20 protein-coding genes are annotated in these 18,720 nt (G+C 36.3%); 10 read left to right on the top strand and 10 right to left on the bottom strand.

Annotated elements, in window-relative coordinates; translation table 11 throughout:
* Positions 1 to 43 precede the first annotated feature (43 nt).
* Together ACSHWW_RS11660 and ACSHWW_RS11655 are read left to right on the top strand one after the other, a co-directional pair.
* On the top strand, positions 44 to 1,363 hold the full coding sequence (locus tag ACSHWW_RS11660; protein WP_435682638.1) for a dihydrolipoamide acetyltransferase family protein: 1,320 nt from the start codon (positions 44 to 46) through the stop codon (positions 1,361 to 1,363).
* 109 nt (positions 1,364 to 1,472) lie between these two features.
* Positions 1,473 to 1,757, top strand: a complete 285-nt coding sequence (locus ACSHWW_RS11655; protein ID WP_435682637.1) for a hypothetical protein — start codon at positions 1,473 to 1,475, stop codon at positions 1,755 to 1,757.
* A gap of 206 nt (positions 1,758 to 1,963) precedes the next feature.
* Here the strand turns inward: ACSHWW_RS11655 and ACSHWW_RS11650 are convergent, their stop codons facing one another.
* Positions 1,964 to 2,929 (bottom strand): Fic family protein, encoded by a 966-nt coding sequence (locus ACSHWW_RS11650; RefSeq protein ID WP_435682636.1) that lies wholly within the window; start codon positions 2,927 to 2,929, stop codon positions 1,964 to 1,966.
* 59 nt (positions 2,930 to 2,988) lie between these two features.
* Positions 2,989 to 4,128 carry a glycosyltransferase gene (locus ACSHWW_RS11645; protein WP_435682635.1) on the bottom strand — a complete coding sequence of 380 codons (1,140 nt, stop codon included), beginning with the start codon at positions 4,126 to 4,128 and terminating at the stop codon, positions 2,989 to 2,991.
* A gap of 30 nt (positions 4,129 to 4,158) precedes the next feature.
* On the opposite strand from ACSHWW_RS11645, the gene ACSHWW_RS11640 reads away from it, so the two are divergent.
* Positions 4,159 to 5,004 carry a glycosyltransferase family 2 protein gene (locus ACSHWW_RS11640; protein WP_435682634.1) on the top strand — a complete coding sequence of 282 codons (846 nt, stop codon included), beginning with the start codon at positions 4,159 to 4,161 and terminating at the stop codon, positions 5,002 to 5,004.
* Positions 5,005 to 5,017: 13 nt separating this feature from the next.
* Positions 5,018 to 5,413 carry a sugar 3,4-ketoisomerase gene (locus ACSHWW_RS11635; protein ID WP_435682655.1) on the top strand — a complete coding sequence of 132 codons (396 nt, stop codon included), beginning with the start codon at positions 5,018 to 5,020 and terminating at the stop codon, positions 5,411 to 5,413.
* On the opposite strand, the gene ACSHWW_RS11630 is transcribed toward ACSHWW_RS11635, so the two are convergent.
* Genes ACSHWW_RS11630 through ACSHWW_RS11620 form a run of 3 tightly spaced genes read right to left on the bottom strand, consistent with a single transcriptional unit; the run spans position 5,399 to position 7,899 of the window.
* Positions 5,399 to 6,334, bottom strand: a complete 936-nt coding sequence (locus tag ACSHWW_RS11630; protein ID WP_435682633.1) for a glycosyltransferase family 2 protein — start codon at positions 6,332 to 6,334, stop codon at positions 5,399 to 5,401. The genes ACSHWW_RS11635 and ACSHWW_RS11630 overlap by 15 nt on opposite strands.
* Entirely contained in the window at positions 6,331 to 7,206 is an 876-nt protein-coding gene (locus ACSHWW_RS11625; RefSeq protein ID WP_435682632.1) for a glycosyltransferase family 2 protein, read from the bottom strand. Before ACSHWW_RS11625 ends, ACSHWW_RS11630 begins: the two co-directional genes overlap by 4 nt.
* Positions 7,207 to 7,215: 9 nt before the next feature.
* Complete coding sequence (locus tag ACSHWW_RS11620; RefSeq protein WP_435682631.1) at positions 7,216 to 7,899, bottom strand: cell division ATP-binding protein FtsE; 684 nt, start codon at positions 7,897 to 7,899, stop codon at positions 7,216 to 7,218.
* A 127-nt stretch (positions 7,900 to 8,026) separates the two neighbouring features.
* On the opposite strand from ACSHWW_RS11620, the gene ACSHWW_RS11615 reads away from it, so the two are divergent.
* The 6 genes from ACSHWW_RS11615 (at position 8,027) to ACSHWW_RS11590 (ending at position 15,418) form a co-directional block, all read left to right on the top strand.
* Positions 8,027 to 11,047, top strand: a complete 3,021-nt coding sequence (locus tag ACSHWW_RS11615; protein WP_435682630.1) for a tetratricopeptide repeat protein — start codon at positions 8,027 to 8,029, stop codon at positions 11,045 to 11,047.
* Between the two features lie 11 nt (positions 11,048 to 11,058).
* On the top strand, positions 11,059 to 12,795 hold the full coding sequence (locus ACSHWW_RS11610; RefSeq protein ID WP_435682629.1) for a hypothetical protein: 1,737 nt from the start codon (positions 11,059 to 11,061) through the stop codon (positions 12,793 to 12,795).
* Positions 12,796 to 12,914: 119 nt separating this feature from the next.
* Positions 12,915 to 13,166, top strand: coding sequence for a hypothetical protein (locus tag ACSHWW_RS11605; protein ID WP_435682628.1), 252 nt, complete (start codon positions 12,915 to 12,917; stop codon positions 13,164 to 13,166).
* A gap of 76 nt (positions 13,167 to 13,242) precedes the next feature.
* Positions 13,243 to 13,476: a hypothetical protein gene (locus ACSHWW_RS11600; protein ID WP_435682627.1), complete on the top strand. Its 234-nt coding sequence runs from the start codon at positions 13,243 to 13,245 to the stop codon at positions 13,474 to 13,476.
* Positions 13,460 to 13,756, top strand: coding sequence for a type II toxin-antitoxin system RelE/ParE family toxin (locus tag ACSHWW_RS11595; protein WP_435682626.1), 297 nt, complete (start codon positions 13,460 to 13,462; stop codon positions 13,754 to 13,756). The genes ACSHWW_RS11600 and ACSHWW_RS11595 overlap by 17 nt, the downstream gene beginning before the upstream one ends.
* 30 nt (positions 13,757 to 13,786) lie before the next feature.
* Entirely contained in the window at positions 13,787 to 15,418 is a 1,632-nt protein-coding gene (locus ACSHWW_RS11590; protein WP_435682625.1) for an amidohydrolase, read from the top strand.
* Here the strand turns inward: ACSHWW_RS11590 and ACSHWW_RS11585 are convergent.
* The 5 genes from ACSHWW_RS11585 to ACSHWW_RS11565 all read right to left on the bottom strand — a co-directional run bounded on the left by ACSHWW_RS11585 (position 15,411) and on the right by ACSHWW_RS11565 (position 18,716).
* On the bottom strand, positions 15,411 to 15,827 hold the full coding sequence (locus tag ACSHWW_RS11585; RefSeq protein ID WP_435682624.1) for a VOC family protein: 417 nt from the start codon (positions 15,825 to 15,827) through the stop codon (positions 15,411 to 15,413). The two genes, ACSHWW_RS11590 and ACSHWW_RS11585, sit on opposite strands and share 8 nt — an antisense overlap.
* On the bottom strand, positions 15,824 to 16,048 hold the full coding sequence (locus tag ACSHWW_RS11580) for a hypothetical protein (RefSeq protein ID WP_435682623.1): 225 nt from the start codon (positions 16,046 to 16,048) through the stop codon (positions 15,824 to 15,826). Before ACSHWW_RS11580 ends, ACSHWW_RS11585 begins: the two co-directional genes overlap by 4 nt.
* Before the next feature lie 163 nt (positions 16,049 to 16,211).
* Complete coding sequence (locus ACSHWW_RS11575; RefSeq protein WP_435682622.1) at positions 16,212 to 16,754, bottom strand: ClpP family protease; 543 nt, start codon at positions 16,752 to 16,754, stop codon at positions 16,212 to 16,214.
* Positions 16,755 to 16,816: 62 nt separating this feature from the next.
* Positions 16,817 to 17,839, bottom strand: coding sequence for an AI-2E family transporter (locus tag ACSHWW_RS11570; protein ID WP_435682621.1), 1,023 nt, complete (start codon positions 17,837 to 17,839; stop codon positions 16,817 to 16,819).
* Between the two features lie 28 nt (positions 17,840 to 17,867).
* Positions 17,868 to 18,716, bottom strand: coding sequence for an alpha/beta fold hydrolase (locus tag ACSHWW_RS11565; RefSeq protein ID WP_435682620.1), 849 nt, complete (start codon positions 18,714 to 18,716; stop codon positions 17,868 to 17,870).
* Positions 18,717 to 18,720: the final 4 nt, after the last annotated feature.

Here is an 18,720-nt window from a genome sequence, read left to right as displayed (position 1 = left end):
TATTTTTGCAACTTCTAAGAAAACGATATAGTTACTATACGATATGGCAAAATTTGAACTTAAATTACCTAAAATGGGTGAGTCAGTAGCAGAGGCTACTATAACATCATGGCTCAAAAATGTAGGTGATACTATTGAAGCTGATGAGGCAATCCTTGAGATAGCAACAGATAAGGTGGATAGTGAAGTACCAAGTGAAGTGGATGGAACGCTAGTTGAAGTACTCTTTCAAGTTGATGATGTTGTTCAAGTTGGACAAACCATCGCCATTATAGAAACTGATGCTGATAGTGCCTCAACAACAGCACCGGCAACTACTCAAGCTCCAGCACAAGTTGAAAAAGCAATGGAAGCTGCTGCTGAAACTGTAGAAAAAGGAATTGAAACTGCTGCACCAGCAGATTATTCAGATTCTGATAATTTTTATTCTCCTTTAGTAAAGAATATCGCCAAAGAAGAAAATATCTCACTTGCAGAACTTGAATCTATTTCAGGTACTGGAACTAATAATCGTGTGACTAAAAATGATATTCTAGCTTACATAGCAGATAAAAAAGCTGGTAAAACAGCTCCAGTGGCTCCAGCTAAAAATGAGGCGCCTGCTACAAAAGCTCCTGCTCAAAAAGCAACTGCAGCACCAGTAAGTGTGAATGGTGGTGATGAAATTGTGGAAATGACTCGTATGGGGAAACTCATTGCTCACCACATGGTAGCATCAGTTCAAACGAGTGCTCACGTTCAAAGTTTTATTGAATGTGACGTGACAAATATTTGGAACTGGAGAAAGAAACATAAAGACGCGTTTGCAAAAAGAGAAGGAGAGAACCTTACGTTTACACCTATCTTTATGGAAGCAGTGGCTAAGGCATTAAAAGAATTCCCGATGATGAATATTGCCGTAGATGGTGATAACATCATCAAGCGTAAGAATATCAACTTAGGTATGGCAGCCGCGTTACCAGATGGTAATCTAATTGTTCCTGTAATTAAAAATGCTGATCAATTAAATCTTATGGGTATGGCAAAGGCTGTAAACGACCTTGCAAGAAGATCCAGAGATGGTAAATTAAAACCAGACGATACTCAAGGAGGAACTTATACTGTGACAAATGTTGGAACTTTCGGGTCTGTTCTTGGAACACCTATTATCAATCAGCCACAGGTAGGAATTCTTGCTTTGGGTGCGATTAGAAAAGTACCTGCGGTTATTGAAACTCCAGATGGTGATTTCATAGGAATACGCATGAAAATGTTCTTATCGCATAGTTATGATCACAGAGTTGTAAATGGAGCTCTAGGTGGACAGTTTGTTCAACGTGTGGCACATTTATTAGAAGGATTTGATGTGAATCGTGAGATTTAGAAATTTCATTTAATTAAATTATATAAAACCGCTTCAACCTTTTGAAGCGGTTTTTCAATTTACTAAGGCTCACAGCTTACGACTCACAAACTAATATTACCTTTGCAACATGGAAAAAGACATCTACTTAGAGCAAATCGATTACTTTAAAGGAGCAAGAGTATTGCATTATGTTGAGTTTGTGGAACCACAAGAAGTAAAAGATGAATACTTCACGGTGCACGAAATTCATGCTGTAGTAATTTGTGATTATGAAGGAGAAGAAACCATGCTCTTTTACCTAGATGATGATCTTGAAATCGCTCTAGAATTTGAATTCATGATTCCTAAACAAGCTAAAGAACAAACCGCAACAGATTTTAATGGCCTGGATATTCAGTGGAAGAACCGTTAGGTTTTAGTCTACAGTCCACAGTCCACAGTCCACAGTCCAAAACTTGAGTATCCAGTCTCAGTTTTAAGCTTGGATGCTGTTACAAATAAACAAGAGCTGTTTATAAATAAACTTAAAAGGACTTTTCAACAGGCAATTTTTTTCAAATCTTAACAGCTAACAGCTAACAGCTAACAGCTAACAGCTAACAGCTAACAGCTAACTACCTACTGAAGTAATCGTTTCCTCTTTCTTCCAGCCACATAGTCTTGAACGGCTTTTTCAGTAGTATACCATACTCTTCCTTCTTTGTAAGCATCTATTTTACCTTGTCGAGCAAGTAAACTCACATATTCCTGACCGTATTTAATAGATGGTTCTTTAACAATATTTGAAATAGGAGCATAGTCGCCAGCAGTATCATCTAGATTACTCAAATAAATATCCAGTGACCTCAATGTAGCTTGACAGACAAGTGCAAAAAGCTTTTCAAACTTGCCATTATTTGCATCATTAAGCGCTGTGTAATATCTTTTTCTATCTACTTTTAAAATTATCGCTGGAGGAAAACCTTCCTTCATTAATAGCAAATTGTAAATCAATCGTACCGTGCGACCATTTCCATCAAAAAATGGGTGGATCCATACAAACCGGTGATGAAACATAGCAGCTTTAATAACAGGATGCATATAGCTACCATTATTAGTCCATTCAATCAATTTTTCAAATAAATCAGGAACTTTTCTAGCATTAGGTGGGACAAAGTTTGCACCACTTATCCTCACACCAGCATTACGTATGCGACCAGCAAAATCCTTATCGATTTTATCCAGCACTAATTCATGAACATTTAAAATATCACGTTCTCTCAAAATATAGTCTGGTGCTACAATGGATTCTACATAATGGATAGCGTCATGATGATTTACAGTTTCAAAATGTTCTCGCAATGGTTTACCACTTACTGTAAGGCCTTCTTCTAGAACCATTTTTGTTTCTTGAAGTGTAAGCGTGTTTCCTTCTATACTGTTTGAATTATAGGTCCATTCTACAGTAAGACTTTCTTTAATACTATGAAGTACGTAACTAGGAAATGGTCTGAAAGAATCCAGCCGAGTCTTCTTCTCGTCTATTTTCTTCAGGACTTCTTGTATGTCTTGCGACACCATGATATCATTCCATTTTTTTTCCATACCCAAAGGTACAAAATTATTCTTAATATCGTATAGCCTATATAATTAACTTGCCGATATTAAGAAATATAAATTTCTTGATATTGTCGAGCCACAATGACTGAGTCATGATATTTCTCTATGAAAGTTCTAGCTTCTTGACCTATTTTGAATAGCTCGTCGGGATTATCGATGAGGTGAGATAATTGTTCAACGAGATCATCTACATCGGGTTGAGCGTCTATGAGCGGTGCGGTTTTAAGATGATATGCTTTTAAGAATGGTAATCCAGCTCCTGCAAAAACTACTTTTCCTTGGGCCATAGCCTCGAGTGAATTATAACCTTGGTCATAGCTCAATACTTGGTCGAGAAGAACGTGGCACTTTTTATAAGACTTGATATATTCTTGATAAGGTAGATTTTCTGCAACAGTGATATTTACTCGATTTGCATATTTTTCTTTGATAATCTTCAGGGCTTTTTCAAAGTAAGGAATTCCTTTTTTATGGTAATTACCACGATTAATTCCCATAAAAATTTCAACTGGAGTAGTGATATGGTTTTGCTCTAACTCAAGATTTTTAAGAACCACTGCACACGGTATCATCTTGGTACTTTTAGATTCGTTTTCCAGAGCCATTTTAAAATCTACATGCGATGGAATGATTGCTTCGCATCGAGCTAGTAGATTTTCGTAATTACTTTGATAACCTTTTTGCAGGTATTTAAAAGTATGAGCAAAGTGTTTTTTTAAAGAAGCATCTTCATGATAAGGAGTGAGAATGCTGTAGCCTTCATGTTCTTGGGTCAAATATTGAGCATAAGGATAGTCGTCACCACAGGCAGCAAGGTATGCTTTACCATTATTTTTCAATAAATAATCTATCATTTCCCACTCTACATTTGCCTCGCAACCGAATGGGTTAGAATTGATAAACTGAATAATATCGTAGCCTTTCATGAGATGCTCGCTTTCGCGGAAGCGTGCTAAACGAATCTGATCTTCTAGATTATTCCCTGTGAGTTTCCACCAGGCTACTTTTACTTTTTCACGTAACCAGTCTCTTCTAAAATAATCACTGCCTACTTCAATGTCAACAGGGAATTTCTTGAAACCATCACCATCGCCCACGAGTGTGACCTCATGACCTAGTTCTTGAAGGCCTGATTTAAGGGAATTGTGAAAACCACTGTACTCGCCTATGAGCAAAATGCGCATAAAAGTTATCTTTGAGGTAAAGATACGCTGTTGAATTCATACACAAATCACGACTTACAAATCCTCATCGCTACGATGAACAGGAGTGATTTGTCATTTCTTGAAAATATGTTTCAGCTTCCTGTGAATGAGATAAAGCATCAACTTATAGTTGTCAATCAATCTAAAACAACCATTCTTACCTCGCAATACAAAAATATTCAGGTAGTTAATGAAAAGAACTTTGGGCTTTCTCGCAGCCGTAACTTAGCTATTCAACATGCAACAGCAGCTATTTGCTGGATTCTTGATGATGATTGTGAAGTACTCAAAGACTCTGTAGAGCAAATTATTAATGCTCATAAAAATTTGTCTGCTGAGGTAATTACGTTTATGACTATCGCAACAAGCGGACTACCATTTAGTAATTATCCAACTGCTGAAGCTCAACTTTCACGCAAACAAATCAGACAAGTATTATCTCCAGAGATTACTTTCAAACGTGATAAAATTTTAAACAAGAATATGAAGTTTGATACCAGATTTGGCTTAGGAGCTCAATTTGCAGATTCAGAGAATTATGTGTTCTTGACAGATGCCCAAGAAAGCGAGTTGAGTATTTATTTTAAAAACGAATTTGTAGTTAAACACGATGACTACACCAGTAGTGACGATGTGTCTAGTAATCGTGTTATCTATGCTCGTGGCGCATTGGCGGCGCGTGAAAATTTATGGACAGCGCAAATCAAACAATTAAAATATGTGTTCTTTTTATGGCGCAAAGGATATGTAAAAGGCTGGCGCAATTTGTATGATAAGTCCATGGTTTTTAATCATGGAATGAATGATTATTTAACCGGTTTTGATGGTCACCGCATGGGCCATCCAGACTTATAGTTATATTTACCACATGGATATAAAAATTATTGATATTCCTAAAATCACTGATCCACGCGGTAATCTTGCTGTGATAGAAGGTGATACTATTCCGTTTAAAATGGAACGTATTTATTACCTCTATGATGTTCCCAGTACATCACATCGTGGTGGACATGCTCATAAAGAACTGCGACAGTTAATCGTTGCGCTGAGTGGTAGTTTTGACGTGGTGCTTGATAATGGAACAGAGCAAAAAACCGTTACTCTTAATAAACCAGATAAAGGATTGTTGATTCCTACTATGGTATGGCGAGAATTAGAAAATTTCTCAAGCGGTTCTGTTTGTATGGTCGTAGCTTCTATGGAGTTTGATGAAGATGATTACATAAGAGAATATGATGATTTTAAGAGCTTAACCAGTTCTTAAATCCAACCCTATAAATTCCAGTGCTTTTTTAGCTTTATAAAGTCCTTTGAGTTTCAATCTACTCATGGTTAGTAGTTGTTGTTGCTTTAAAGATAGATGTTCCAGATCTATTTTTTGCTGATAGAATAATGCCGTTTTAATGTCATTTTCCATTCTTGCAGTTATGGCAATTGAAAATCGATTAAGATCTAAGTATTTTTCTAATCCTTGAATTTTCATATCATTGTAAACATCAATATCAAAGATGTTTCTCTTTTTAACAGCAACTTTATCAGATCTGCTAGATGTGCTTTTGTCTATATAAACCGTTTTTTTAATATCAAAAGCTACAGTAGTATGAATAGCTAGTCTTATAAAAAAGTCTGTATCCTCGCCATGCGTGTAGTTTTCATTATACCATTCTATGTTTTTTAATACAGATACTCTTACAGCATAGGAAGAACTCGTGAGTATGCTATTCAAATAATTCTTTTCAAAAAATGCCTCTATAATTCCGGCTTGGTGATCTTCTAAATTTGAAAATCGAGTATCTATAATTGTGGAACTAGATTTCTTAATAAGGTAATTTGTCGCGGCTACTCCTGCCGCTGGATGATTGCCAAATAACTCTAAAATAGTACTGAGGTGATTTTCTTTCCAGTAATCGTCTGCATCTATGAAAGTGAGGAACTCGTATTGCTGTTCAATAGCATGATTAATTCCTGCATTACGAGCAGCACTTACACCAGCATTTTTTTGATGCAGTACAGTTATTCTTGAATCATTAAAATGTTCTATGGTAGAAATACTGTTGTCAGTGCTGCCATCATTAACTACGAGTATATGGAATTCCTGATAGTCCTGTTGAAGAACAGAGTTAATTGTTCTTACAATAGTTTCTTCTTTATTGAATAATGGGATGACTACCAGTAAATTGCTCAATCTTTTTGTTTTAGTTGAGAATAATGATACAATTTAATGAAATCTAGATAGATGAGTTTTGCCTTGCTGGAAACCAGGTTTTTATCCAATGCAGTTCTTCTCTTTTCTATCACTTTTAAAAAAAGCTTTAAAGCTCCTGTCTTTTTAATTTTAAGATAAGCACGTTGTACAGGTCTAAAATCATTTGAAATCAATCCGCTTTTTTCTGATTGATAGGTGGTGTTAATCGCCTCAATAGATTTATATAAATAGGCAATTGCGGTTTCCAGGCCTAGATGAATTACAGGATTATCTATGTGAGTGATTTTATATTTCAAGGAATTAATATGATAAGAAAACACAATATCATGACCATAAAAGTTACCGTTAATCAAACTTGAAATCTTCAAAAACAGCTCCTTTTTAATCATGAAACCCATAGAAATCAAATTCTGCACACGATCTTCTTTACGTTTCTCTACAGATCTAGATTCTCTTTTTTTACCATATAACCATCGCAACAGGTAAGCTGACTCAGGTGGTGAGTTGCTGTATGAGACACCGCCATAAACAATGTCATAATTTCTAGAAATACAATCTATGTAGCGATTTAAAAAATTATTGTCAGGCAACCTTACATCTGCATCTAGAAAGATGAGGTTTTCATATGTTGCATGCTTAGCAAGCTGTTCTCTCGCTGCACTGCGACCTATGTTCTTTTCAGAATTGATTGTTTGAACCATACTAGAATCATATGGCTTAAATCTTTGTTGAGAAGCATCATTGAAAACAATAATTTCATAAGCAATTGATAAGCGAGAGACCTGATCAACTAATTGATCCAATAATGGAGTACAATCATAATTATAAACAGGAACGCATATACTTATCATAAAAGTGGATTACAATGTTTTCTGCACTACTTCAAACACCTCGCCGCCATCGCATTTAAGTGTTTTAGAAGGATATTTTAACAGCAACGCATAATCGTGTGTTGCCATAAGAATGGTGTTTCCATTATTATTAATTTGCTTCAGTACTTCCATAATTTCCACACTGGTTTGTGGATCGAGATTCCCGGTAGGCTCGTCGGCAATAATGAGTTCTGGGTCATTTAAAAGTGCTCTTGCAATCGCAATGCGCTGTTGTTCTCCACCAGATAATTCATGCGGATATTTAAAACCCGTAGTTTTCATACCTACTTTATCCAGTACTTGGTCTATTTTCTCTTCCATCTCTTTCTTCGTTTTCCAGCCTGTAGCTTTTAAAACAAAAATTAGATTAGCCTTAATCGTGCGATCAGTGAGTAATTTAAAATCTTGAAAAACAACTCCTAGTTTTCTACGCAAGTAAGGAATGTCACGTTCTTTTAACGTGGCAAGGTTATGTTCTACTATAGTTCCTTCACCTTTTTTAAGCGGTATATCACCATACAGCGTTTTCATTAAAGAACTTTTACCACTACCAGTTTTACCTATAAGATAGACAAATTCACCTTTTTTAATACTCAAGTTCACGTCCTTAAGTATCAGGTTTTCTTGCTGGTAGATATCCACATGGCTCAATGATAAAACGTGGTCTGACATAGAAATAGGTTTTGGTGTAAAGTTACACAATGCTGTGAATAAGATTATGAATAATTAAACAGACTTTATGCCGTTATAGTGTAGTAAGATTTTAAATTTACTTTCCTATATAATAACATACACCGTTATGAGAAAAATCGTGCTTACTCTGTTGATTGCTGTAACTTCCTTTATAGAAGTAAACGCGCAACAGTCTAAAATATTTACAGATCACCTGCGTACCTATAATCAAGCCATTGATTTATACCAGGAGCAGCAATATACCGCTGCGCAACGTCTTTTTGAAAAAGTAAAAGATCAGGTTGAAGATGACGCTATTCAAGGTAATGCTGCTTATTACATTGCAAATTGTGCCGTGAGACTCAACCAGCGCAATGCAGACGCGCTCATGGAAGCCTTCGTTGAAGAATATCCTACTTCTACTAAACGTAATACTGCTTTTATAGATGTGGCCGACTATTACTTTGATAATGGTAAATACACGCAGGCTACTAAATGGTATAAAAGAGTTGATGTGAGCACGCTTTCGCGAAAGCAGCAAAACAAATACTACTTCAATACAGGATATACACTCGTGCAAAGCAAAAAATATGAAGAGGCTAAGCCTTTTTTAAATCGAGTAAGTGACGATCCAGAATATGGGTCTGAGGCAAAATTTTATCTGGGTTACATCGCTTATGAAGGTGATGATTATCAAGAAGCAAACGATCGATTCAATGAAGCTGGAACAACTCCAGAGGCAGACGAGAAGCTGTCTTATTATCAAGCAGACTTAAATTATAAACTAGGAAACTTTGATAAAGCCATCGCTCTTGCAAAGGAGCAAATGTCAAAGTCTAATCCTAAGGAACAGTCAGAATTAAACAGAATTATAGGGCAAAGTCTCTTTAATCAAGAAAAGTATGACGAGGCATTACCTTATTTACAAGAGTATAAAGGTGTGCGTGGTCGCTGGAATAATAACGATTACTACCAGTTAGGTTACACGTACTACAAGCAAGGCAACTTTGAAAAAGCGATCGAGACTTTTAATAAAATCGTAGATGGTGAGAATAAAACGGCACAAAACGCATATTATCACCTCGCACAGAGTTATATCAAATTAGGTAAAAGTGAAGACGCTTTAAACGCATTTAAGAAAGCGAGCGAGATGGATTTTGACGCTCAAATTCAGGAAGACGCGACTTATAACTATGCAAAAATCAGTTACGAGTACGGGAATCCGTTTGATAGTGTGCCTGCAGTAATTCTTAATTATCTAGAAACTTATCCTGCAACAGCTAAGAAAGGAGAAATGAATGAGTATCTCATAGATTCTTATTTCTCTTCAAAGAACTATACAGAGGCTATGCGACTTATGGAAGATGGACGCATCGCTGGAAACGAAGATATTTATGCAAAAGTTGCTCTGTACGAGGGATTAAACCAGTTCAAGTCTGGAGATTATAAAAAGACGATTCAAAACCTCAATAAAACAATTCAATATGCACAGTCTGCAGAATTAAAAAAGAGAGCGACGTTCTGGAAAGCACAAAGTAATTATGAACTTAATAATTTCCCTGCGGCATTAACCGGTTTTAACGCTGTAAAAAATATGAACGTAGCAGTTGAAGAAGATCAACTCTTAAACTATGACCTTGCTTACACACAGTTTAAGTTAAAGGATTATGCAAGCGCGATTGCTACTTTCACGACTTATACAAAACAGTCTGGAGTGAATAGTGAAACAGCACGATTGAATGATGCTTACCTGAGAATAGGTGATGCAAACTTTGTGACTAAGCAATACTGGCCAGCGATGGAAGCTTATAACAAATCCATCTCTATGAACGGTTTTAATGCAGACTATGCAGCATTTCAAAAAGCCATTTCTTATGGATTTGTAGGTAAGAACGACCGTAAGATAGAAGACTTAAATGCTTTTTTGAATAAATTTAAAACATCGGCATATCGAGATGATGTGATGTATGAACTGGGAAATACTTATATCAATACTAATAATGTCAATAAAGGAATCCAGACTTATGACCGATTGATTAATGAGTTCCCGCAAAGCAGTTACACTTCTCAAGCGATGATGCGTAAAGGCTTGCAGTTGTATAACGATTCTAAACTTGATGCGGCCTTGGTCGTTTTTAAAGACGTAGTTGCAAAATATCCTGGAACACCGCAAGCAAACGAGGCAGTAAGTTCTGCACGATTGATTTATGTGGATCAAAACCGCACTAACGATTATGCCGCTTGGGTACGCACACTCGACTTTGTGGACGTGAGCGATTCTGAACTTGATGACACGGCTTATGAAAGTGCAGAGCAACCGTATTTACAGAATGATATGGCAGGAACGGCGCGTTCTATGAAAAAATACTTGGCAGAGTATCCTAACGGGAAACATGCCTTGCAAGCTCATTTTTATCTCGCTCAAGCATTGTTCTCTGAAGATAAAAAACAGGAAAGTATCCCTAGTTATGAGTACGTGATTAGCAAAGAGCGCAGTGAGTTTACAGAACAAGCATTGGCTCGTTTAAGTGGGATTTATTTAGGTGAGTCCGCCTTCGCGAAAGCGATACCAGTACTAACTAAACTGGAACAACTAGCAGATTTCCCTCAAAACATCATTTATGCTCAATCCAACTTGATGAAAGCATATTATGAACTAGAAGATTATGACAAAGCCGTGAGCTATGCTAACAAAGTCCTTGCAGACGCAACTATAAGCGATAACGTAAGGTCTGATGCAAACGTGATTATTGCACGATCTAACTGGAAAAGAGGAAATGAGGCTGCTGCCAAAACTGCTTATGAAGCCGTAAGGTTAAACGCAAGCGGAACACTCGCTGCAGAATCTACGTATTACAAAGCTTATTTTGAACACAAAGAATCTAATTATGACGCTGCGATTGCAACGGTGCAAAGCTTGACTAAGAACTATGCAGGTTTCAAATTGTGGACTTCAAAAGGTCTTGTAGTTATGGGTAAAAGTTATAACGCTCAAGGACAAACCTTAAACGCAACTACGATTTTGCAATATGTGGTAGATAGTTTTGCTCAGTATCCAGAAGTCGTTGCAAGTGCTCAAGCAGAGCTGAATGCTATAAAAGCAGACGTCGCCAAAACAAATTCATCTGTAGTACCAACAGGAAAATAATAAGAAAGATTATGAAATTATTTCAATCATATATATTAGTAGCAATGGCATGTGCAGTCTCAATAACTGCAGCTGCTCAAGGTGGAGAAGAAGGAGAATTAAATGGTGGAACCATCACGGTCGTAAAACCTTATGATCCTACCATAAGTGATGCTTTTAAAGTGAAAAGCACACCTACGGTTAACGATACGACGACCGTTAAAAAGAAACCGGTGACTTATAGTATTTTTTCTGTTCCTGTTGCTTCTACTTTTACACCAGATAAAGGAAAATTATCAAAACGTAAAGCTCCTAAAAGAGCTAAGTTCTTTGATAACTACGCTCGATTAGGTTTAGGTAATTATGTGAATGTACTGGGAGAATTTGCAGGTAACTTTGAAGTAGATAAGAACACAGACTTAGGAGTTTTTCTCAATCATAATTCGTCGCAAGGTGGAATAGATGATGCAACATTTGACGATACGTTTTCAGATACGTCACTAGATGTTTCTTACGGGAAACGTAACCGTAAATCCAACTGGGGAATTACCGCTGGAGGAAGATATCAAACCGCAAACTGGTATGGAGTTGCACCGCTAGCGTTATCAAGCGTTCCAGCTGGAGTAGATGTAGATGCGGGAACTTCTTACTTAACACTTGGGTTATCTGGAAAAGCACAATTTTTTGATTCTGTTCTTGAAAATGTAGAGTTAGCTTTTACAAATTTAAGTTCAGGAAACGACGCGACTGAGTCCAGAGTGAGATTGCTGCCGCAACTAGCATTTGAGGTAATGGAAGAAGAGATTTCACTAGGCGTTGAGGTTGATTATGTAACAGGAGCATTTGACACACAAGGAACCATTCCTGTTGCCGATGCTTATTCTTATTTAAATCTAGGAATCAACCCTAGCATTAATCTTTATGGAGATCGTTATAAAGTAGAGTTAGGAGCAAGAATGAATTACTTAACAGATAATGAAGCGTCTGAAGGTAGTTTTAAAGTCTATCCAGACATTAACGCGAGTTATATCTTAATGGACGAAAAAGTAATCGCTTATGCAGACATAGGTGGTGGACTAGATATGAACACCTTACAGAACTTTGCAGACGAGAACATGTTCATCGCACCAGCAGTAACCGTTGCGCCTACCAGTCGTCAAATAGATGCTCAGTTAGGTATTAAAGGAAAGTTGTCTTCAAATTTTGGATACAAGCTTTATGGTGGATATAGTCTAGAAGAAAACCGTTATTTCTATACTAAAGATAACAGCGTTCTCTTGACAGCAGTTCCACGCTTGCCTTATGAATATGCAAATACATTTTACACGCAGTATGGTGATTTAAGTACGGTATCATTTGGAGGATCTGCAAGTGTAGATTTAAACACGCAATTCAACTTAACACTCAATGCAAAATACATGAGTTATGATGTTACTAACGGTGATTCTTTTGATAATGTAGCATCACAACTACCGTCATTCACGGCAGATATAGTTGGGAATTATGACATCACAGATAAGTGGAACGTGGGAACAACCTTATACTTCGTTGGAGAACGTGAAGCTTTCAGAACTGGAGGAACAACCGCAACAGAAACTCTTGATTCTTTTGTGGACTTGAACCTAGATATCAATTATAAAATCAACCCTAAGCTTACAGCATTCTTAAGAGGTCATAACCTTACTGGCGGTAACTACCAGTATTACCTAGATTATCCAGTACAGAATTTACAGATTTTAGGTGGTGCTGTTTACAAGTTTGATTTTTAGAGTAATAAAGTATCCATAATATCTCAATCCACTCACAGGTGCGGACTTAAGTCCGCACCTGTGAATGTTTACCTATTTTTACGTAAGTTATACGTATATGTAACGTAAATCTCTAGATGATGTTAAAAGATAAAAAGCGCAAAGAAATTTCATTGGACCCAGAAACTATTTCTTTACTGCAATCTCAAGCAGAAAAAAAAGGTCGTAAGCTTAAAAATTACATGGAACATATTCTACGTGAAAGGGCTCATGGAGAAGAACTCTCAGACTCTTCTAAAGTCATGATGGATATGTTACTCGATAAAAATAAAAAGGGAGAATTAAACTTTACACCTTGGGAAAAAGTAAAAAAAGAGCTTTTATCTAAGTAATAAAGTTCAACATTATATTATCAGATGGAGTAGTTAATAATGCGAAAAGCTAGTATCAAAATCTTATATTTGATTTATGGAAATAAACCTTCAAAATAAAAAATTAGAATTAATTCAGTGGTTGGTTACCCTTGAGGATTCTTCTATCATCCAAAAGATATTGGAATTGAGAAAGAAAGAATCTAAAGATTGGTGGGATGATTTATCTGAGAATGAAAAAGTATCCATAGAGAAAGGTATTTCTGATTCTAAAGAAGGTAAATTAAATACCAATTCACAAGCCGAAAAGATTTATGGCAAGTGGTTATAAAATTTTTTGGACGGATCACGCATTAAAAGAACTTGCCGATACTTATAAATATCTGGAAGAAAATTTTTCAGATAAAGAGATGCGTAGTCTTTCTTCTGAAATTCAAAAAACTTTAAACCTAATAAGTGTTAATCCTAGATTATTTCCTTGTTCAAAGTCTAATAAAGTTCGCAAGGCTGTAGTTAAAAAATATAATTCGATGTTTTATTGGGTAAAAAGTGATGAAATTGAAATTCTATCCTTTTTTTCAAATAGACAAAGCCCTAAGAAAGGACTATAAGGCAATTGACTTTGTTTACTTAAATCAACTATGAAAAATCTCTACTTCTTACTTCTATCAGTAATTCTTATTTCTTGTGGAGAACAACAAGAAACCGCAGACCTAGTCATTAAAAACGCAAAAATCTATACCGTAGATGAGAATTTCTCTACGGCAACAGCAATGGCTGTAAAAGATGGCAAAATCCTCGCTACAGGAACAAATGCTGATATGGAAGTTTATAGCGTAACACAAACTATAGATGCACAAGGAAAAGCCATCGTTCCAGGATTAATAGATGGACACTGTCATTTTTATGGATTAGGACAGCAGTTGCAACGAGTAGATTTGGTAGGCACAAAAAGTTATGATGAGGTGTTGCAACGAGTAAGAGACTTTCAGAAAGAAAATGATAAAAGCTTTATCATCGGTAGAGGTTGGGATCAAAATGATTGGGAAGTAAAAGAGTATCCTACTAATCAAGAACTCAATGAAATGTTTCCTGATACACCAGTTGCGATTACACGTATCGATGGACATGCGATGATCGCAAATCAAGCGGCTCTCGACGCTGCAGGAATTACAACCAGTACAAAAGCAGATGGCGGCGCAATTGAAATTAAAAAAGGAATACTAACTGGAATCTTAGTTGATAATCCTATGGAATTAGTAGAAGCAGTTTTCCCTAGAGATTCTAGAAAAGATGACATTGCTTCGTTAATGGCAGCACAAGAAATCAACTTGAGTTATGGATTAACTACCGTGGATGATGCTGGATTATATAGAGAAACGATTGAATTGATTGATAGTTTACAACAAGCTGGAGATTTAAAAATCAAGATGTATGCAATGATCAGCAATACGCCAGAGAATCTTGATTATTACCTCAATAAAGGAATCATAAAAACAGATCGTTTAAATGTAAGATCTGTAAAGTTCTATGCAGATGGCGCACTGGGAAGTCGCGGTGCAGCAATGAAAGAACCATACACTGACCGTCATGATCATTATGGAGCGTTACTAAGTCCTATCGCAACTATTAAGGAAACTGCGGCTCGCATAGCGGCAACAGATTATCAAATGAATACACATGCCATAGGCGATAGCGCAAACTACGTCGTTCTTAAAACCTATCAAGATTTATTGAAAGATAAAAAAGACAAACGCTGGAGAATCGAGCATGCACAAATTGTAGATCAACAGGATTTTGCCATGTTTAATGAAACAAACATTTTACCATCTGTGCAGCCTACTCATGCGACCAGTGATATGTACTGGGCTCAAGATCGAGTAGGAGCTGAACGCATTAAAGGAGCTTATGCTTATCAAACTTTATTGCAACAGTCTAAAAGAATCGCTCTAGGAACAGATTATCCGGTAGAACAAGTAAATCCGTTTTTGACTTTTTATGCCGCCGTGGCACGACAAGACAGCAGCGGTTATCCAGAAGGTGGTTTTCTTCCACAACAGGCATTAAGTAGAGAAGAAGCTTTGAGAGGAATGACCATCTGGGCAGCTTATTTCAATTTTGAAGAAAATGAAAAAGGAAGTCTCGAGCCAGGAAAAGCAGCAGATTTTGTGATCCTAAATGATAATATTATGGAAATCCCTGTAGCTCAATTGCCTAAAGCTTCCGTGAAATCAACTTTTATTAATGGTGAACAAGTTTACGAGTCTAAGTAGCAAATACCTGACTCATATCCTTAAACGCTTTAAATTCTAGGGCGTTTCCGCTTGGGTCTTTGAAGAACATGGTGGCTTGCTCGCCAGGTAATCCTTCAAATCTTATGTACGGTTCTATGATGAACTCGATGCCTTTTTTTTGAACTGCTTTCGCGAAAGCGTGAAAAACATCCCATTCCAGCACCACACCAAAATGAGGAACTGGAACAGCCTTACCGTCCACGGCATTTGTAGCAGCTCCAGGAGCATTTTCAGAAATATGAATCACTAGCTGGTGACCAAAGAAATTGAAATCTACCCAATGGTCTGAACTGCGTCCTTCTTCACAACCTAAGGTGTCGCGATAAAACGCACGTGTAGTCGTGATTTCTTTTACAGGAATAGCGAGGTGAAAAGGTGTAAGTTTCATTTTCTGTTTTTAAGAATAAGACTATAAAAATAAGCGATTATTATATTTCCAACGACCACGTACGGAATTGTTCTCGCTACTGAAGTAACTAAGTTTCCTAAGTAATGATCATTGTCTATTGCCAAAAATGCATACATAATAATTACAGCAAGAAACATAAAGGAAATTGTTCTCAGGTAGTTAGTGACATAATCATACCATGTAATTTTAAATTTTTCCATCGTTTAAATTATATATCTTAAATATAATAATCATTTTTATGATTCCTCGATTGCAGTTGAAAGGTTTTCCATGTTGATTATTAATACCATTGAAATAATTTTAATCACAAAAAAAGCTCGCAAATTTACTTGCGAGCTTTTTTATATAGGTTGAAATGTTTTATTAAACTATTCCATCGACGATACCGTATTCCACAGCTTCCTCTGCGCCCATCCAGTAATCGCGGTTAAAATCTTTCATTACTTTTTCAAAAGGCTGACCACAATTTTCCTCATAAATACGAGCAAGAAGTTCTCTTGTTTTAATGATTTCGTTTGCGGTAATTTCTATGTCTGTACTCGTTCCACGTGCTCCACCGCTAGGCTGGTGAATCATGATGCGTCCGTGCTTTTGAACAAATCGACGGCCTTTTTCTCCTCCAGATAATAATAATGATCCCATAGAAGCTGCAAGTCCAGAGCAAACTGTGCTTACCGGGCTTTTAATTTCTTGCATAGTATCATATATGGAGAATCCTGCAGTAACATAGCCGCCAGGACTGTTTATTACAAATGTTATTTCCTCATTACTTAAAGAGTCTAGATAGAGTAATCGATCTACACAATGTTTAGCAGTTTTTTCATCCACTGCACCCCAAATAAAAAGTTTGCGTTGTTCTATATAAGTTTCGTCTATTTTATCTTGAAGTTTAAATACTTTGCTCATTCAGTTTAATTTAAGCGTTAAAAATAAGAAATAAAGAAAAATAAAAGCATCATTTAACAAGACTATATGGTCTTGCCTTCCTTACCATATTCGTTTTTATAAATTTTTACTAAAAGTAAAAATATACTTACTAGTAATGGTCCAAAAATAAGACCTATAAATCCAAATAAAGGAACACCAACAACAACTCCTATTAGTGTGACTAGTGGATGTACGTCTGCAAGACGTTTTTGAACTACGAGTCTAAAAAGGTTATCGGTCGAACCTACTACTATGAATCCGTAAATTAAAATACCTATAGCTGAGGTTGTATGACCTTGAGCAAATAGTAATATACAAACAGGTAAAATACCTAAGGCTGTTCCTACAAAAGGAATCATACTACCTATAACCGTAATTACAAACCAGAAAAATGGGTTTTCAACTCCAAAGATGAAATAACCAATTAAAGCCACAACACCTTGTAATAGAGCTACTAATGGGATTCCTATTGCATTAGATTTTACTAAATCTATACTTTCTTTACCTATGATTTTAAGATTGTCTTCTTTTAATGGCATGTAAGTTAAAGCAGCTTTGAGCCATGTATTTCTTTCTACCAGCATGAAATACAGCAAGAAAAGCATAATACCTACAGAAATAAACACACTCAATCCAGAGTTTGCTAAATTTTGAATATTACTGGAAATCCAACTACTTACCTCGCTTGAATTGATGCTTTCAGAAAAATTCATACCTATAATGTTTTCAAATTTTGCAACTTCGGTCTTTATAGTTTCTGTAATGGCAGTGCTATTATCTATGGCAGTTTTCACCTTTGAAGTCATCATCAATCCTATACCAGCGATAGGTAGCAGAATTATCAAAAATGATAGAATGATCAGAACAGTTGCAGCAATTGCTGGTTTCCATTTTTTGGATTCTAACCATTTTTGAATCGGAACTAATAATACATACAAAGTTACGGCACCTAGTAATCCGCCTAGATAGGGCTTAAGTGCTGCGCCTATTAGAAATAAAATACCTAGAATCGTAGCTAGAATAAATAGCTGACGAATTGTAGTTGTTGCAATTTGATTTTTCATAATTGAGTAACGCACGAGCGTTTAATGGTTACGAATTATCATTTTTTAAAAATTCAATGATATGATTCGTGTTTTCTTTAGTATGCAGGCTGTGTCCACCAGTTTGTGTTTCTATAAAAGTAACGTTTTGCATTTTTCCAGCAATTTCTCTTCCTGCGCTTACGGGCACTATTCTGTCATTTTGCTCATGTAAGATTAAAGTTTGAGCCGTGATGTTAACTGCAAAATTTTCTGTTTTGAATTCTGTCACATGATAGCCAAAACGCTTAAATAACATTTTGTCTAAACCAGTATATACTTTTTTATTAAAGCTCAATAATTTCTGGTAATCTTTCATGATTACCTCGAGAGAATTGGGGCCACCTAAAAGAACTAGCTTTTTCAAGCTAGGTGATGGATGATGGAACTCATTATATACCGTTGCCATTGCACCTACACTATGGGAAATAATAACCTCTGGTTCATAAAGCTCAACTGTAGCTTTAATAAGTTTAGAATATTCAATCGCAGTAAATAGTGTGCCACTGGTATTTCCATGAGCTGGTCCATCTATAGCAATGATGTTATAGTCCAGCGCTTTTAAATCATCAAAAAGATATTTCCATCTAAATGCGTTTGATTCCCAACCATGATTTAATAAAACCGTAGGTCCATCACCTTTCCAATGATAGAGCATAAAAAGTCCATCTTTAAAAGCTATGCGTTGCTGTCGAGCACTATTTAAGAACTCTATTTGATGTTCTGAAATACGCCCACGACGCGGCGTACTAAAAACCTTGAGCGCAAGTTTCCCTGCTTTCTCTTGAGAAAATAGACTTAAGATGTTAAAATAAAAGCCATACATTTTAGGTATGGCTTTTTGTAAAAATCGTTTCATGATA

It is taken from the genome of Nonlabens sp. (genome assembly GCF_051251825.1).
GTDB lineage: Bacteria > Bacteroidota > Bacteroidia > Flavobacteriales > Flavobacteriaceae > Nonlabens.
This window is presented reverse-complemented; position numbering and strand designations above follow the sequence as displayed.

Bases quoted from the DNA above. Each gene is read 5' to 3' on its own strand.
- ACSHWW_RS11655 (WP_435682637.1), top strand. From the start codon at position 1,473: ATGGAAAAAGACATCTACTTAGAGCAAATCGATTACTTTAAAGGAGCA.
- ACSHWW_RS11650 (WP_435682636.1), bottom strand. From the start codon at position 2,929: ATGGAAAAAAAATGGAATGATATCATGGTGTCGCAAGACATACAAGAA.
- ACSHWW_RS11570 (WP_435682621.1), bottom strand. From the start codon at position 17,839: ATGAAAAATCAAATTGCAACAACTACAATTCGTCAGCTATTTATTCTA.
- ACSHWW_RS11580 (WP_435682623.1), bottom strand. From the start codon at position 16,048: ATGGAAAAATTTAAAATTACATGGTATGATTATGTCACTAACTACCTG.
- ACSHWW_RS11595 (WP_435682626.1), top strand. From the start codon at position 13,460: ATGGCAAGTGGTTATAAAATTTTTTGGACGGATCACGCATTAAAAGAA.
- ACSHWW_RS11605 (WP_435682628.1), top strand. From the start codon at position 12,915: ATGTTAAAAGATAAAAAGCGCAAAGAAATTTCATTGGACCCAGAAACT.
- ACSHWW_RS11610 (WP_435682629.1), top strand. From the start codon at position 11,059: ATGAAATTATTTCAATCATATATATTAGTAGCAATGGCATGTGCAGTC.
- ACSHWW_RS11600 (WP_435682627.1), top strand. From the start codon at position 13,243: ATGGAAATAAACCTTCAAAATAAAAAATTAGAATTAATTCAGTGGTTG.
- ACSHWW_RS11615 (WP_435682630.1), top strand. From the start codon at position 8,027: ATGAGAAAAATCGTGCTTACTCTGTTGATTGCTGTAACTTCCTTTATA.
- ACSHWW_RS11645 (WP_435682635.1), bottom strand. From the start codon at position 4,128: ATGCGCATTTTGCTCATAGGCGAGTACAGTGGTTTTCACAATTCCCTT.
- ACSHWW_RS11565 (WP_435682620.1), bottom strand. From the start codon at position 18,716: ATGAAACGATTTTTACAAAAAGCCATACCTAAAATGTATGGCTTTTAT.
- ACSHWW_RS11590 (WP_435682625.1), top strand. From the start codon at position 13,787: ATGAAAAATCTCTACTTCTTACTTCTATCAGTAATTCTTATTTCTTGT.
- ACSHWW_RS11620 (WP_435682631.1), bottom strand. From the start codon at position 7,899: ATGTCAGACCACGTTTTATCATTGAGCCATGTGGATATCTACCAGCAA.
- ACSHWW_RS11585 (WP_435682624.1), bottom strand. From the start codon at position 15,827: ATGAAACTTACACCTTTTCACCTCGCTATTCCTGTAAAAGAAATCACG.
- ACSHWW_RS11575 (WP_435682622.1), bottom strand. From the start codon at position 16,754: ATGAGCAAAGTATTTAAACTTCAAGATAAAATAGACGAAACTTATATA.
- ACSHWW_RS11660 (WP_435682638.1), top strand. From the start codon at position 44: ATGGCAAAATTTGAACTTAAATTACCTAAAATGGGTGAGTCAGTAGCA.
- ACSHWW_RS11625 (WP_435682632.1), bottom strand. From the start codon at position 7,206: ATGATAAGTATATGCGTTCCTGTTTATAATTATGATTGTACTCCATTA.
- ACSHWW_RS11635 (WP_435682655.1), top strand. From the start codon at position 5,018: ATGGATATAAAAATTATTGATATTCCTAAAATCACTGATCCACGCGGT.